This window comes from Spirillospora sp. CA-128828 (assembly GCF_050945415.1).
GTDB lineage: Bacteria > Actinomycetota > Actinomycetes > Streptosporangiales > Streptosporangiaceae > Spirillospora.
This window is the reverse complement of record NZ_CP191986.1, coordinates 3,737,907-3,751,588: the sequence shown is the minus strand read 5'-3', so window position 1 is coordinate 3,751,588 and position 13,682 is coordinate 3,737,907. Positions and strand designations below refer to the sequence as shown.

14 protein-coding genes and 2 pseudogenes are annotated in these 13,682 nt (G+C 67.2%); 11 read left to right on the top strand and 5 right to left on the bottom strand.

What is annotated here, in order from left to right; genetic code table 11:
- The first annotated feature begins 315 nt into the window (after positions 1 to 315).
- From ACQPXG_RS18485 to ACQPXG_RS18475, 3 genes are read left to right on the top strand one after another with little or no spacing between them, the layout of a single operon-like run.
- Entirely contained in the window at positions 316 to 1,191 is an 876-nt protein-coding gene (locus ACQPXG_RS18485) for an ABC transporter substrate-binding protein (protein ID WP_433468937.1), read from the top strand.
- 48 nt (positions 1,192 to 1,239) lie between these two features.
- On the top strand, positions 1,240 to 2,034 hold the full coding sequence (locus ACQPXG_RS18480) for an amino acid ABC transporter permease (RefSeq protein WP_433468936.1): 795 nt from the start codon (positions 1,240 to 1,242) through the stop codon (positions 2,032 to 2,034).
- Positions 2,031 to 2,807, top strand: coding sequence for an amino acid ABC transporter ATP-binding protein (locus ACQPXG_RS18475; protein ID WP_433468935.1), 777 nt, complete (start codon positions 2,031 to 2,033; stop codon positions 2,805 to 2,807). The genes ACQPXG_RS18480 and ACQPXG_RS18475 overlap by 4 nt, the downstream gene beginning before the upstream one ends.
- 632 nt (positions 2,808 to 3,439) lie before the next feature.
- On the opposite strand, the gene ACQPXG_RS18470 is transcribed toward ACQPXG_RS18475, so the two are convergent.
- Entirely contained in the window at positions 3,440 to 4,246 is an 807-nt protein-coding gene (locus tag ACQPXG_RS18470) for a TSUP family transporter (RefSeq protein WP_433468934.1), read from the bottom strand.
- A 500-nt stretch (positions 4,247 to 4,746) separates the two neighbouring features.
- The gene (locus tag ACQPXG_RS18465) at positions 4,747 to 5,073 is read right to left on the bottom strand and encodes an AsnC family transcriptional regulator (RefSeq protein WP_433468933.1); all 327 of its coding nucleotides are present in this window, start codon (positions 5,071 to 5,073) and stop codon (positions 4,747 to 4,749) included.
- 78 nt (positions 5,074 to 5,151) lie between these two features.
- Between ACQPXG_RS18465 and ACQPXG_RS18460 the strand changes: the two genes are divergently transcribed.
- Together ACQPXG_RS18460 and ACQPXG_RS18455 are read left to right on the top strand one after the other, a co-directional pair.
- The gene (locus ACQPXG_RS18460) at positions 5,152 to 5,721 is read left to right on the top strand and encodes a hypothetical protein (protein ID WP_433468932.1); all 570 of its coding nucleotides are present in this window, start codon (positions 5,152 to 5,154) and stop codon (positions 5,719 to 5,721) included.
- A complete protein-coding gene (locus ACQPXG_RS18455; RefSeq protein WP_433468931.1) occupies positions 5,709 to 6,689 on the top strand; it encodes an aldo/keto reductase in 981 nt (326 codons plus the stop codon). Before ACQPXG_RS18460 ends, ACQPXG_RS18455 begins: the two co-directional genes overlap by 13 nt.
- A gap of 311 nt (positions 6,690 to 7,000) precedes the next feature.
- Here ACQPXG_RS18455 and ACQPXG_RS18450 read toward each other — a convergent pair whose 3' ends face one another.
- Positions 7,001 to 7,378 carry a nuclear transport factor 2 family protein gene (locus ACQPXG_RS18450; protein ID WP_433468930.1) on the bottom strand — a complete coding sequence of 126 codons (378 nt, stop codon included), beginning with the start codon at positions 7,376 to 7,378 and terminating at the stop codon, positions 7,001 to 7,003.
- 117 nt (positions 7,379 to 7,495) lie between these two features.
- Between ACQPXG_RS18450 and ACQPXG_RS18445 the strand changes: the two are divergent.
- The 4 genes and pseudogenes from ACQPXG_RS18445 to ACQPXG_RS18430 all read left to right on the top strand — a co-directional run.
- Positions 7,496 to 7,630, top strand: a pseudogene (locus ACQPXG_RS18445) (IS5/IS1182 family transposase); the annotation flags it as partial.
- Positions 7,631 to 8,389: 759 nt separating this feature from the next.
- A complete protein-coding gene (locus ACQPXG_RS18440) occupies positions 8,390 to 8,680 on the top strand; it encodes a hypothetical protein (protein WP_433468929.1) in 291 nt (96 codons plus the stop codon).
- Positions 8,681 to 8,965: 285 nt separating this feature from the next.
- Complete coding sequence (locus ACQPXG_RS18435) at positions 8,966 to 9,100, top strand: PIN-like domain-containing protein (protein WP_433469991.1); 135 nt, start codon at positions 8,966 to 8,968, stop codon at positions 9,098 to 9,100.
- 445 nt (positions 9,101 to 9,545) lie between these two features.
- Entirely contained in the window at positions 9,546 to 9,911 is a 366-nt protein-coding gene (locus tag ACQPXG_RS18430) for a GNAT family N-acetyltransferase (RefSeq protein ID WP_433468928.1), read from the top strand.
- A 395-nt stretch (positions 9,912 to 10,306) separates the two neighbouring features.
- Here ACQPXG_RS18430 and ACQPXG_RS18425 read toward each other — a convergent pair whose 3' ends face one another.
- Positions 10,307 to 11,116, bottom strand: coding sequence for an SAM-dependent methyltransferase (locus ACQPXG_RS18425; RefSeq protein WP_433468927.1), 810 nt, complete (start codon positions 11,114 to 11,116; stop codon positions 10,307 to 10,309).
- A 228-nt stretch (positions 11,117 to 11,344) separates the two neighbouring features.
- Here ACQPXG_RS18425 and ACQPXG_RS18420 point away from each other — a divergent pair.
- Positions 11,345 to 11,437: pseudogene (locus ACQPXG_RS18420) on the top strand (IS5/IS1182 family transposase); the annotation flags it as partial.
- Between the two features lie 299 nt (positions 11,438 to 11,736).
- Here ACQPXG_RS18420 and ACQPXG_RS18415 read toward each other — a convergent pair.
- Entirely contained in the window at positions 11,737 to 12,207 is a 471-nt protein-coding gene (locus ACQPXG_RS18415; RefSeq protein WP_433468926.1) for a cupin domain-containing protein, read from the bottom strand.
- An 833-nt stretch (positions 12,208 to 13,040) separates the two neighbouring features.
- Here ACQPXG_RS18415 and ACQPXG_RS18410 point away from each other — a divergent pair.
- Positions 13,041 to 13,631 carry a TetR/AcrR family transcriptional regulator gene (locus ACQPXG_RS18410; protein ID WP_433468925.1) on the top strand — a complete coding sequence of 197 codons (591 nt, stop codon included), beginning with the start codon at positions 13,041 to 13,043 and terminating at the stop codon, positions 13,629 to 13,631.
- Positions 13,632 to 13,682 lie beyond the last annotated feature (51 nt).

Here is a 13,682-nt window from a genome sequence, read left to right as displayed (position 1 = left end):
AGGTCAGGCTCGGGCACATCCCGTACCCTCCGGTGCATTACCTACTATTCCGGTTGGTATAGTTCCTTCATGGCCGCCTACCTCGTGACACGCAGACACATCGATCTGCTGCGTGTCACGGCGACGAGCTGTCATCGGTGTCACCCGACGGTCTGACCTCCCTGCCCGCTGTTCGTTGACGCAGGCGGCGCCTCAGGAACAGCCGGAGACCAGCCCGCCGCCGTCCGCTCGGCCGCACTGATCTCTGATCCCATGCCCGCGACCCGGGCCGCCCGGACGCGGTCCGTCATGCGCACGTCCATTCGAGGAGACTTCATGCGCCCCATGCGCCCCATTGCCGGTATCGCCCTCCTCTCCGCCGCCGCGATCTTGACGGCGTGCGGAGACGGATCGTCGGGCGGCACGTCTGGCGGCAACGCCTACAAGTTGCTCCAGGCCGGAACCCTGAGAGCCGGCACCCTGACCGACGCCCCGCCCAACGTGTACCTGAAGGACGGCAAGTTCACCGGGTTCGACAACGACCTCCTGACCGCGGTAGCCGCCAAGATCGGCCTCAAGGTGGAGTTCGCCGGCACCGACTTCTCGGCCCTGCTCTCCCAGGTGGCCACGCACAAGTTCGACGTGGGCAGCTCCTCGATCACGATCACCGAGGCGCGCAGGAAGACCGTCGGCTTCACCAACGGATACGACTTCGGCTACTTCGGGCTTGATGTGCCGGCCGGTTCACCGATCAAGAGCTTCCAGGAACTCAAGGGGAAGCGAATCGTGGTCGTCCAGGGAACGGTCCAGGACGACTACGCCAGCAAGCAGGGGCTGAACCCGGTGCGCGTGCCCGACTACAACGGCGCCCTCAACAAGCTGAAGACCCGGACCGCGGACGCGTGGATCTCGCCCGCGGAGATCGGCGAGAAGACCGCCAAGGACAGCCGCGGCAAGGTCGTCCTGGCGGCGAAGGAACTCAGCCCCGCTCCGACCGCGTTCGCCGTCGCCCACGACCATCCGGAGCTGCTGGCGGCGCTGAACAAGGGACTGGACGAGGTCATCAAGGACGGCGAGTGGACGAAGCTGCAGGAACAGTACTACCCGGGGCGCCCGGTGCCGACCGCGTTCAAGCCCGGCAGCGGGAAGGTCGTCTACCCCCCGGTCAGCGCCTCGGCGTCGCCGACCGGATCCGCGTCCCCCGCCAAGTGACCGGGTCCGTTCGGGCACCGGCGACGTGCGCCTACGCGGGGCGTTGACATGGATGAGCTGACGACGCTGTGGGACACCTTTCTCAATTGGGAGTCCATGCGGCGGGCCCTGCCGGACATGCTCACCACGGGCCTGCCCAACACGCTGATTCTCTCGATCATCTCGGCCTTCATCGGGACCCTCCTCGGGATGTTCCTGGCCGTGGCGGGCATCGCGCGGACCCGATGGCTGCGATGGCCCGCGCGCGTCTACACCGATGTCTTCCGCGGTCTGCCGGCCGTGGTGACCATCCTGCTGATCGGGGTCGGCCTGGCCCAGCCGGCGATGCAGATCTGGGGGCCCAACCCGTACCCGCTCGGTATTCTCGCGCTGTCGCTCATCGCGACCGCCTACATCGGCGAGATCTTCCGGTCGGGCATCCAGAGCGTCGAAGCCGGGCAGTCGGAGACCGCCCGGGCGCTGGGGTTCTCCCACGTCTCGGCGATGCTGCTGGTGATCATCCCGCAGGGGGTGCGGCGGGTGCTCCCGGCCTGGGTCAACCAGCTCATCGCACTCATCAAGGAATCCAGCCTGGTCTACTTCCTCGGCCTGGCCGCCGACCAGCGTGAACTGTTCAGGATCGGGCAGGACGCCGCGGCCAACACCGGCAACCAGTCCGCGTTGCTGCTGGCCGGATTGTTCTACCTGGTGCTCACGGTGCCCTTGACCCATCTGGTGAACTTCGTCGACAGGCGGCTACGGCAAGGGCGCCGGAACAACCGTGGCCCCGCGGATGACGGCGACGGCCTCCTGCTCGCCGGTGCGACACCGGCGCCGGTGCCGGGTGAAGGGGCTACACGATGAGCGACGACGAACTCACCGGATCGGCCGCCACAGACCGTGCGGCCTTCTCTCCGGCCGGTCTCGTGGCACGCGACATCCATCTCGCCTTCGGCGCCACCAAGGTGCTCCGCGGCGTGAATCTCGACGTCCCGGCGGGCCGGACCGCATGCCTGATCGGCCCTTCCGGATCCGGCAAGTCGACATTCCTGCGGACGGTCAACCGACTGCTCGAACCCGACCGCGGCGACGTGCTGCTCGACGGGGCGAGCGTGCTGGAGGGCGACCCCGATCTGCTCCGGCGGCAGATCGGCATGGTGTTCCAGCACTTCAACCTGTTCCCGCATATGAGCGTCCTGCGCAACCTCACATTGCCGTTGCGGAGGATCAGGAAGCTGTCCGCCGAGGGGGCCGAGGAGGCGGCCCGCCGCCAACTCGATCTCGTCGGGCTCGGTGACAAGGCCGGCTCACGGCCGGGAAACCTGTCGGGCGGACAGCAGCAGCGCGTCGCTATCGCCCGTGCACTGGCGATGGAGCCACGGGTCATGCTCTTCGACGAGGCGACCTCCGCGCTCGACCCCGAGCTGGTCAAGGGCGTTCTCGGCCTGATGTCCGACCTGTCCCGGCAGGGGATGACCATGGTGGTCGTCACGCACGAGATGGGCTTCGCCCGGGAGGTGGCCGACACGGTGACCTTCCTGGACCGCGGTGTCGCCGTCGAGTCGGGTCCACCCGAAGAGATCTTCGGTTCGCCGAGCAGCGTCCGGCTGCGGCAGTTCCTCTCCGACATGCCCTGACCGAAGAGGACACCCAGGAAGGAAACCGCCGCCCTCACGACCGCAAGACCGCCACGGATCGTGTGTCGGGCTCAGCATCCGGGCCGCCGGGAGACGGCGCGGCGAGCACGACGAGCCTCTCGGCCGTGGCGGTCTCGGGTTACGGGTGACCTCGATCGATCGAACCGCGTATCCGCGGTTCGCGCGGGTGGTGGCGCGGGAGCCGGCGGAAGCGTTCACGCCGATCGATGCCGAGATCGAGTGGACGAGCTACCCGGCTACACCAGGTTGGACGCAATGGCCTCGGCGATCCGCACGGAGGGTGGCACCGGGTGCTTTCAGGTAGTGGCCGAGCGCCTTGATGCGGCCGCGCACGGTGCGGCTGCTGTCAGCCGCTTGCGGACGACCGCGCGATGCCGACTGGTCGACATCGGCGCCGCCCGCCGCGACCCCGACCCCGTCGGTCCACCCCGGCGCGCCGCGAACGCGCCCGCTCATGACCACGGCACACCATCGACCTTCCGCCCGCCGACCACCCTGACGGGGAAGAGCGGCAGCGTTTCGTCGGCTCGTTGGGAATGCTGTTCGCGACCCTGGGGCCCGAAAATGTTGGTGAGAAGTGAGAGCGCCGAGGGTGGTCTCGCCGCGATCGTTTAGAAGATCGTTTGGAGGAGGTAGAGAGCTGCCAGGGCGGTGGCGAGGGCGCCGAGGGTGAGCCGGAGGGCGGTTTCCGGGAGGCGGGGTTGGAGCCGTGCGCCGAGGTATCCGCCGACGAGTCCGCCCAGGCCGCAGGTGAGCCCGAGTGTCCAGTCGGGGGCGATGGCGCCCTGTGAGGTGAACGAGAGCGCGGCGTAGATGGCAGCGCCGGTCAGCGAGGTGAGGAAGGTCGAGGCGAGGGCGGCAGGGGCGACCTGGGCGACGGGCATGCCGCGACCGACGAGGATGGGGCCGATGATGGAGCCGCCGCCGATGCCATAGATGCCACCGACAATGCCGACGGCGAGCGAGAGCGTGGCGATGAAGCGACTGGACAGGCCGGCGGACATGGCGGCCGAGCCCTCAACCGGGTCCCGGTGCCGTGGCGGACGCAGGGAGCGGGCGCAGAGCCAGAGGCCCAGTGGCAGCAACAGCAGGCCGACCAGGACACGGAAGGCCGTGGCGCCGGGGACGGCGAAGACCCGGATGACCGCTCCGGCGATAACGCCGGGCAGGGTCCCGGCGATCAGCAGCCGGGTCAGCGGGCCGCCCAGGTGCCCGTGGCGGTGATAGCGGGCCAGCGCGCCGGGACCGGCGACGACATTGAACAGTAGGTTCGTCGGGGTGACCGCGGGGCTGGGGACGTTCAGCAGGCTGAGCTGAACCGGCAGCAGGAACACCGCTCCCGACACCCCGACCGGCGCGGTCACCACAGCGATCAGCGCGCCGGCGGCGAACCCGAACAACTCCGGTTGCCCTGTCACGTCCCCGACTCCGCCGCCATCCGGCACAGCCTGCCGTATCGGGTGTCCGGGAGCGGAAGCGGGTCCCGCGGAACTCCGGCCCGTTCAGGGGGCTGAGGTGATCAGGTGTCGGGTGTTGTTCGGCGCGGGCCGGGCTTTGTGCGAGATGGTGGAAATCCGATCCCGCAATTGGAGGCGGTGGCCGAGCCCGTCCGAGCCCGTGACGTGATCCACTGGTTCAACGAGATCGGCCTGACCTGCCCGGGCCTAAACGGCGGGGGCCGTCCCCGCCGACTCGGCCTTGACCCCGCGCTGCCTGCTGGCCCAGTGCGGAGTCATCTTCCAGCGCGCCAAGACCTGGAAGAGATCCACCGACCCCGAGTACGACGCCAAGTTCGACCGGATCGAGCCGTCCTGGGGCTTCTCCCGACCGGGTATTACCCAACGACGATTTCGGCCCGCTGACTCGGCGGGGACAGACCTCGTGTGACACGCCCCGTTGGCAAGCCACCTCCTGCCAGTCACACCGCCGTGATGTCGGACGTAATGGGCCGCAGCGGCCGCCATCCAGCTTGGGGTGCCGTCAACCAAAGTGGCACCAGCCGCCAGTGCGCCGCGAAGCGCTGATCTGTCCGTACGGAGGTGAAGACCACCGTTGCTCTGTCGTCGTGGTGGCGAGGCAAGGCTGGAGGCAGCCCGATCCTGGAATCGAAGGGAGGCTGGGAACGGGCGAGCTCGGCGAAGCTCACTTTGGCGTCGACCTGCAGCTCGGCGAGAATACGAAGGTCGAGGGCGTCGATTCCCTTTGGTTCGTATGTCCGCTCGGGTCTGATCCTTCGATTCGCCATACTCCTAAATTACGGGTTGGCCGACGATGGCGTCATGCCGCTCACGGGCCCTCGCATCGTCTTGTCCGCAGCGCCTCCATGGACCTACTTCGCCGGAGCGCCGTCTTCCACTACCTCGGCTCGGCCTTTGCCGTGCTCTTGTTCAACGGGCTCGCTCCGCTCGGGGTCACGGCACCGAGGAGCTGGAGCACCGCACTTGTTTTCGCGCTCTGGCGTCGCCTCTGGCGGACCCTCACCCGACTCGACGCCGAGGGGCATCGTACGATCACCGCCTGGGGCGCGATGCTCGCGGCCATGAACGTCTGTTTGTACCTGGCGATCACCCGCGTGCCCCCGGGGACCGTGGCCGCGATCGAGTTTCTGTCGGTCATCGTGCTGGCCGCGCTCGGTGCCCGTACGGCACGTAACCTCATGGCACTCGTGGCAGCCGCACGCATGGCTCGGTCTACCTACGCGTTGCTGGCGCTGCTTCCGGTCGCGGCAACGGTGATCGGCATCGTGGTGTGTCGGCGACTCCCCTCACTCCCGTTACTCGCCGAACTCGCGCTCGTGGTGCTCTCAGTCGCGCTCCATCGGGAACTCCGGCCTCCTATAGCCGCGGCGAAGACCACGCCCTCACAGGGAGGTAAGACGAAATGCGATACATGAAGCTGGGCTCGTCGGGACTGCAGGTCTCCCGGATCTGCCTGGGCATGATGACGTACGGCGATCCAGGTTCCTGGGAGTGGCTGCTGCGCGAGGACGCGGCCGAGCCGATCGTAAGGCGCGCGGTCGAGGCCGGTGTGACGTTCTTCGACACCGCCGACATGTACTCCGACGGCGCGAGCGAGGAGATCACCGGTCGGCTGCTCGGCAAGCTCTTCGCGCGCCGCGACGACTACGTTCTCGCCACGAAGGTCTACTTTCCGACGGGGCCGGGCCCGAACGACCGAGGGCTGTCCCGCAAACATGTGCTGGCCGCCATCGATGCCTCGCTGACGAGGCTCGGAACCGACTATGTCGATCTGTACCAGATTCACCGCTGGGACTACGAGACGCCGATCGAGGAGACCATGGAAGCCCTGCACGACGTAGTGCGGGCCGGCAAGGCACGCTACATCGGAGCCTCCAGCATGTTCGCTTGGCAGTTCGCCAAAGCGCAGCACACTGCTCAGATTGCCGGCTGGACCAGATTCGTGTCGATGCAGAGCCACTACAACCTCATCTATAGAGAAGAGGAGCGGGAGATGATCCCGCTGTGCGCCGATCAGGGGGTGGGCCTCATCCCGTGGAGCCCACTGGCACGCGGACTGCTCACGGGGAGCCGCCACCGCGACAACCAGCCGCGCACGGTCCGAGCCGGCAGCGACGAACTGGCCGACCGCATGTACGAGGACGCAGACTTCGACGTCGTTGACGCGGTACGTGCGGTCGCCGGCGAACGAGGCCTGCCACCAGCGCAGCTCTCGCTCGCGTGGCTACTCGGAAGGTCTGGGGTGAACGCACCGATCGTCGGAGCGAGCAAGGTGGGTCATGTGAACGACGCGATCGCGGCGGTGGATGTGTCCCTGAGCGAAGAGGAGACGGCCCGGCTGGAGGCCCCCTACCAGCCACACCGGATCATCGGGCACTCTTGAAGGGGTGTCCGGCGCAACCACGGCGAGACGTCGACCGCCAGCACGATCCCCCCGTCGGCCGCCCTCGGCAGCGGCGACGCCGCCAACGCCCAGCGCAGCCGGGCAACATCGAGCCGGGCACAGTTGCAGAAGCATCGCGGTGTCGGACAGCAGCCATCGAGCCGGGTGGCGAACTGATCGCGTAGCGGGAGTTGTCACTCGGCGGCGTTCCCACCGTGCTTGTCACTGGGCCGGAATGCTCCGACCCAGGCCGATGTGACTGAGCGCTTGGGGCTGGTGGTGCGGTTTGTCTTGGTGCGGGTCGGTTGCGGCTAGTGCCCGTCGGGCTGGTCTGGGGTGAATGGCCACTCCTCGAACCCGACGCAGCGGCCGTCGGTGTCGAAACGCAGGATCCATAGGTCGCGCCAGCGCGCAGGGTCGTCGCCCAGGTAGTCGACCTCGATCCGCACCACCGCCGTGTCGCCGTCGACGGCCACGACCTCGCTCATGATCGTGAACGGCTCGTCGGGGCCGTCGCGCTCAGCGTCCCACCACGGGCCGAGCCGGGACAGGCCCACGATCGGGTGTGCCCACGGCGACGGCAGGTACGACACGTCCTGCGAGAACAGCTCGGCTAGCGGCTCGGTGCCGGGCGTGCGCCACGCCCGCTCGTACCCCGCGACCCACCTTTCGACGGTATTTGTGTCCATGCCCACCATGCTGCCAGTGAGCCGATGCGCGATAGGCGTCACCAACGCCACGATCCGACCTGCGGCCTCGTCTCCGCCGGTCACGACAGTTGTCACCACATCGGCGCGCTAGGGTCGACCGTCTACGCCTACTATGCGGCCTGGCGGGACGAGGGAATCGTCGCCCAACCCGGATATGAGCTGACCGGCGTGGCCCGCGCCAAAGAAGGCCGCAAGCCAGAACCGACCGCCGCCATGGTCGAGACCCAGAGCGCCGACTGGAGAAGGCCAGAACCGTCAGCCGCTTGGGCGGCTCTGAGGAACTCCCAGACGCCTCGCTCGACGAGGCCGCACGACCCCGCCCTCGAGATCCGAGAGAGCCCAGAAGCGGCGCTCTGGGCCATGCTGGTCGCCGCCCCAGACGAGGGTGTCCTGTACCTCTCCTCTCCAGGCCAGTGACAAGAGCCGCCGATGGGTCTGCCACCAGCTCGACAGCCTTTCGAGCACCGGACGTGCCGTACAGGTCAGCCGAGGACGGTGGCGCGCCACCTCCCATGCCGACGACGCTTCGTGAGCGCACACGGATTCGTGCAATGCACAACCCTCACGCGCGTCTGCACGTAAGGAGAACGTTGTGCGTTGAACGTGCACAACAGATGCACGACGTCCAAACACGCAGCGTAGCCATAAGAGGAGGTGATGTCTGAACGCCCGATCTCGAAGCCAAAGACGAACGATGGGTTCGTGAGCAATTCGCACGCGCCCCGAGGTGGTCAGACGATCGATGGCAACGGATCAACGCGATACGCCACACCGGACCGCGTCAGCGCCAGGGGAACGAAGAGTAAGCCCGGGAGTCCTCGCCTGAGGACTCCCGGACTCCGTCGATCGTGGCGCCGCGGGCACCAGGGCAGGGCGGCCGGAACGGGTGGGCGCCGCGATCCGTGTTGCCTGGACGCCGCATCACGGAACTGTCCACGGTGAACACTGCCAACAGGCGCCGTTACAAAGAAAAGAGAACGGAGACCGACCATGAACGAAAGGCGTTCAAGGTTTCTCGTGGCGGCTTGCGCCGTCCTGATCGCGGCCATGCTGGCCCAGCCCTACGTTTCCGACCACATCGGGCAGTTCATCCTGCTGGCCGTGTGGGGCCTGCTCTCGATGGGCGGGATGGTCGCGTGGGTGGCCGCCTGGGCGCGCGCCAACCGCCGTAACCCCGAGATCCTGTCGGGGTGGTGGGCCAAGACGAAGCTCGTGGTCTGGACAGGTGTTCTGCTTGTCATCTGCTTCGCCGTGGCCTTTGCCATCGGCCATTTCGGCTGATGGCACGAACAAGTGAGCGGCTCCGGGTGACACCGGAGCCGTTCCGTGTCGCCCGGCATGCCGGGCGCACGATGCCCCATCCCGGACTCCCAGCGCCTCAAGTCCCTACAGCCGAGAGGCAACGGCTTTGCAGAGAGACCACGCTGGCACAGGAGCGGCAGCGCTGGCCTGCAGCTATGGCGCCTGTCAACGCTAAAATCAGCTGATAGGAGAGAACAGGTTCGTTAGTCTGGCCAGCGTGGACGATGAGACAGCGAAACATTTGAATTTACAACCTCGAGCTTAATCGCTGTCGATACAAATGCCCTGTTTGACGTTTATCGCTTCAACAAAGAGGCGTGCGAAGAATACCTCGCCACACTGCGACTACTGGGTAACCGTCTGTGGATACCGAATCGAGTCGGCCCGCGCCAGCCATAGAGAAGGAGACCAGGTCAGCGACCGTGAGCCCTCCGGCACCGCCAAGGAGTGATGGCGCGTTTGCTCCACCGGTCGCGAGTTGGACGTCTGCGGTGGGTTGGCGACGTGATTCGAGAGCTGGAACGCCTGGCCAGACAGCGTGGACGCGCGGACGGCGTGGTCCACAAACCCCCAACTCGCCACAAGAAGGGAACCAAGCCCCACCGAAAGCCCGAACCCGCTATGCGGTGAAGGGCGCCGTCACTACCGAAACAACAGCAAACGTGAAGATCAAACCACCTTGGCCGACAAGCTGAAACGGTGTGCTTCACACCAGTCCCACCTGGTATTCCTTCGAGTCATGAACGACCTTGTGACCGACCGACTCGTGCTCCCCCCTCACCGCCGCCGAGGCCGTGCGACTGGTGGAGCACGGTCCTGGTTGGCGGCCGAATACCCCACCGCAATGGACGTGACCGGGGCCCAGCGCTATCTGGAAGTCTGCGCCACCACCGGCGACCCGCAACCATTCGGCGCCTATGGGATCCGCCTCCGCGTGGACGGCCGCGCATTCGGCGGCCTGGGCTTCCACATGGCTCCCGACGAACACGACACCGTCACGATCGGCTACGGCCTGATCCCGTCGACACGGGGCAACGGCTACGCCACCGAGGCCCTTCGCGGTCTCCGCCACTTCGCCCGTGAACGCGGCATCGCCTCCGTGAAAGGCGACACCGACCGCGAAAACCTCGCGTCCCAGCACGTCATGACCGCCGCCGGAATACGCGATCACCTGGCCCAGGTGAGGGCCGCTTTGAGACAGGAGGCATAGGTTGACAACAAGCTTAGGAACACCCCGCGTCAACGGGCATGGTCGTAGCCGAACAGCGCACCCGTTGGATATCGACGCTCTACGAGTAGCACCGCTGCGAGACACTGGCCACCGCCGGCGGCTACACCGGCCCTGTCGCTGCCAGGCCATGCTCATCACATTGCCCTCCCGGCCAAGTGGGCGGCCGGGCAGCCCTGACCGAAGGATCATCCGGCGACGACGCCGCCCTGCCCAACTCGTCGGCATTCTGCCTGGCTGCTTCAAACCGGCACGCCGAACGGCTAAGCGACCGCCCGGTCGCATCATCAAGAGCTGCTACCTGACAAGGCCTCATCCCGAGATGTCTTCGGTGACGCCATGTAAGGAGGGCCGCCCAGTGGCGGGCCCGGCGCTGCTCACGTCTTGCGGGCGATGCCCCCGTACATCAGGCGCTGGCCGACGGTCAGCTCGTCCGGGACGTCCCCGTCCGGCCGCCACAGCGGCAGCGGCACGACGCCCGGGTCGAGGAGCTCCAAGCCGTCGAAGTAGCGCGTGATCTCCTCGGGCGTGCGGAAGCGCCCGGTGCCGAGCAGGCCCTGGTACTGCACTTCGGCATCGATCGCCTCCTGGCTGGACGCGCAGAACGCCGTGACGAACAGGTGGCTGCCGGCCGGGACCGCATCCATGAGCGTCTCGACGATCCGTTGCGGCCCCTCGTCGTCGTGCAGATGGTGCAAGATGCCGACGAGCATCACACCAACGGGCTCGGTCAAGTCGATCAGGTGGCGCACGTCCTCGTGCGCAAGGATCTTCTCCGGCTCACGGATGTCGGCGGTGACGACCGTGGTGGTCGCGTTCTCGGCGAGCAGCGCCCGCCCGTGTGCGAGGACGATCGGGTCGTTGTCGACGTACACCACCCGCGTGCCCGGTGCGGTGGCCTGAGCGACCTGATGGGTGTTCTGCACGGTCGGCAACCCGGAGCCGAGGTCGAGGAACTGGCGCAGCCCGGCCTCGCCCGCCAGGTACCGCACGCCGCGGCCGAGGATTTCCCGGTTGTAGGTCGCGACGTCGTAGATCTCGGGGATGATCCTGACGATCTCGGCCACAAAAGCCCGGTCGACCTCGAAGTTGTCCTTGCCCCTCAACACCACGTCGTAGGTCCGAGCGATGCTCGGCTTGGTGACGTCGATACCGAGGGACGCCCAATCGTACTGATCTTCGGCCATGCCGTGCCCGCCTAGCGCCGCTGTTGAGTTCTGGAAGATCCGCTGCACCCGGCATCGTAAACGGCTAACCGCTCGGTCGCCATATAAGCAACGGATGTTCGTTGCGTTCTCCGGTCCGGGGCTGAGCGGCTGCCGACGTCTGCATCGCCAGTACGAACGCAAGGCCGAGCACTTCCTGGCCTTCGTTGGCATCGCCGCTCGGCGTGGCCCGCGCCGGCGTCGTCCGGCCAACTGCACGGCGCCAAGGGTTACGACTTCGCCGACCTGCGGCAATGGCTGCGCGAACGTGGCCTCACGCCGCGCATCGCCCGCTGCGGCGTACCCGTTCGATCCGGAGCAGCCGCTCCCCGACCGCCGACCGCGGAGGCGGTGGTTCCGGGCCGCAAACCTCCCCCGCCCGGGCCCACCCTCTCCACTCGACGCAATGAGCCGCAGCTCAACGATCACAGTTCCGATGCTGATCGTCTCCGAGCACGCCGGAGAGCGACGGGCAGGTCATCGGCTACGACGTGGCCGGCGACGGTCCCGACGACGATGCTGTCTGAAATCCCAGCGCAGCCCGATCAGACGGTCGTGGCGCGGAGGGCCCGGGGCCGCGTCCGCACCACGTGGGATGTCCGTCAGGCCGGTGGCCTCATCTCCAGGCCGTAGCGCGCCCCTGTCGTGATGACCCTCTCCAGGTCCGGCGGTTCGTCGGAGGGCGGCGGGATCTCGCGTGCCGGCGCGGGCTCACCGATCTCCGCGAAGAACTTGTCGATCTCGCCGCCCGGCGTGTACGTGAACAGCATCTGCACAGTGCCGGAGGGCTCGAACGTCTCCCAGACACCGGCGGGAATTCGGAACACCGAGCCCGGCTCGCCCTCCACCGTCTCGTCTCCGATGCGACACCGGCACGTACCGTCCAGGACGTAGATGGTCTCGGCTCCCCGGTGGGTGTGGAGCGGAGGGCCCATGCCCTCCGGGACGGTCATCTGCACGACGACCATCGCACCGCCCGACTCCTCGCTCGACACCTTGACCTCGTAGAGGCCGCCCAGCACCCAGAACGCATCCCCCTCGGCCGGTTTCCGCGCGACGACTGTCTCTGCCATGTGATCCCCCTTTCACACGCTCTTCTTCACCGTGACCAGGCAAGATTCACAGCGTCAAGGCAAGGTCCGGCCGTTCTCGGAAGATATTCAGGCCGGTTCGTCAGTGGAAACCCCAAATCGGGAAACGGGGGCGGGCCGTCGAGCAGGTGGTCGTCGCGATGCCGGGCCTTTGCTGGCCCGCGCCGGTGCAGGCGCGTTCACCAGCCGCGATGCCTCCAACGCCCGGACCCTCCTCACCCGCACTCTGGGCAGAATGGCCGCCGCTGTTGCGACGTTGTCGGGGTCAGCCCGACAAACCCCGGCGTCCCCAACGACAACGGCCAGAGCGGAAGCCCGCAGGGACCCCGGCTCGAGCCGCCAGGACCAGCCGCAGGCGCCGTCGCCGATCGCGATTAACGACAGCGTCCGCAAGGTGGAGCGGGCCGAGTGGCGCGCGCGAGCACGCCGCCCGCCCACAAGGCCGCCGACGACATCGCGGCAGCCGAGCAGGCCCGCAAGGACGCCGCGAAGGTGTTCACCCCGGCGGCGTCGCCCCGGCGACCACACCGCGATCACCGGGCACCGCAAGCCCACCGCCGTCGAGCAGGGCAGGGAACGCTCTGCGCGAGCGGTACCTCAGTCCTGATCGAGGCTGACCGGCGGCGGCCCGAGATAGCTTGCGGATGGCTCTGCGCGACACCTACGGGCAGACCGGCAGCACGATCGGCGTGGGCAATGACCCAACGGGAGCGTGGCAGCTCAGTTGGGCGAAAGCAGGGACCACCTGGCCAACCTTGGCTCGTTCCTTACCCGGCAGGCGTTTCGCGTGAACGCAGGCTACGTATCGTGACATTATGGGAGATGTCATCACTCACCGGCAGATCACGGACGTCGCGGCCAGACTATTCGGCGAACTCGGCTATGACGGCACATCGCTGCACATGATCGCTGAGGCGGCCGGGACCGATGCGTCGACCCTCAGTGAGGTCGCGGGCGACAAGCGCAGGCTGTACCTGGATGTCATGCGCCAGGCGTACGCGGTGGAGCAGGCCATGCTGGAATCGTTGGCCGAACGCGGGTTTCGGGGGCGGACGGCAGTCCACCAGATGGTCGACGGCTACCTCGACTTCTATCTGGCGCATCGGGAGAACCGCACGTTGTGGCTGCAGCGCTGGCTGTCGGACGCCGCGGACATCACCGAGTTGGAAGACCTCTACCTGTGTCCCATGTTGCGTGTCGCCGTCGACATGATCACCGACTCGGTCCGACCGGGGGTCGACCCCTACTACGTCATCGGGAGCCTGATCTGGAGCATTCTTGGCTACCTGGGCTCGGGAACGGCCAAGTGCCGCCCCGATGCGACGGACAGGCTCGAAGACCCGAAGGCTGTTGAGAGCTTCCGCGCGCACCTGCACACGACGATGGACGGACTGCTCGTGCAGTGAGGGTCCCCCGGGGCCTCTTCTTGGCGGAGGTGCCGTAGCGGTCCGAGAGCC

Bases quoted from the DNA above. Each gene is read 5' to 3' on its own strand.
- ACQPXG_RS18450 (WP_433468930.1), bottom strand. From the start codon at position 7,378: ATGGACACAAATACCGTCGAAAGGTGGGTCGCGGGGTACGAGCGGGCG.
- ACQPXG_RS18440 (WP_433468929.1), top strand. From the start codon at position 8,390: ATGAACGAAAGGCGTTCAAGGTTTCTCGTGGCGGCTTGCGCCGTCCTG.
- ACQPXG_RS18480 (WP_433468936.1), top strand. From the start codon at position 1,240: ATGGATGAGCTGACGACGCTGTGGGACACCTTTCTCAATTGGGAGTCC.
- ACQPXG_RS18460 (WP_433468932.1), top strand. From the start codon at position 5,152: ATGGACCTACTTCGCCGGAGCGCCGTCTTCCACTACCTCGGCTCGGCC.
- ACQPXG_RS18425 (WP_433468927.1), bottom strand. From the start codon at position 11,116: ATGGCCGAAGATCAGTACGATTGGGCGTCCCTCGGTATCGACGTCACC.
- ACQPXG_RS18485 (WP_433468937.1), top strand. From the start codon at position 316: ATGCGCCCCATGCGCCCCATTGCCGGTATCGCCCTCCTCTCCGCCGCC.
- ACQPXG_RS18455 (WP_433468931.1), top strand. From the start codon at position 5,709: ATGCGATACATGAAGCTGGGCTCGTCGGGACTGCAGGTCTCCCGGATC.
- ACQPXG_RS18475 (WP_433468935.1), top strand. From the start codon at position 2,031: ATGAGCGACGACGAACTCACCGGATCGGCCGCCACAGACCGTGCGGCC.
- ACQPXG_RS18410 (WP_433468925.1), top strand. From the start codon at position 13,041: ATGGGAGATGTCATCACTCACCGGCAGATCACGGACGTCGCGGCCAGA.
- ACQPXG_RS18415 (WP_433468926.1), bottom strand. From the start codon at position 12,207: ATGGCAGAGACAGTCGTCGCGCGGAAACCGGCCGAGGGGGATGCGTTC.
- ACQPXG_RS18430 (WP_433468928.1), top strand. From the start codon at position 9,546: ATGGACGTGACCGGGGCCCAGCGCTATCTGGAAGTCTGCGCCACCACC.
- ACQPXG_RS18465 (WP_433468933.1), bottom strand. From the start codon at position 5,073: ATGGCGAATCGAAGGATCAGACCCGAGCGGACATACGAACCAAAGGGA.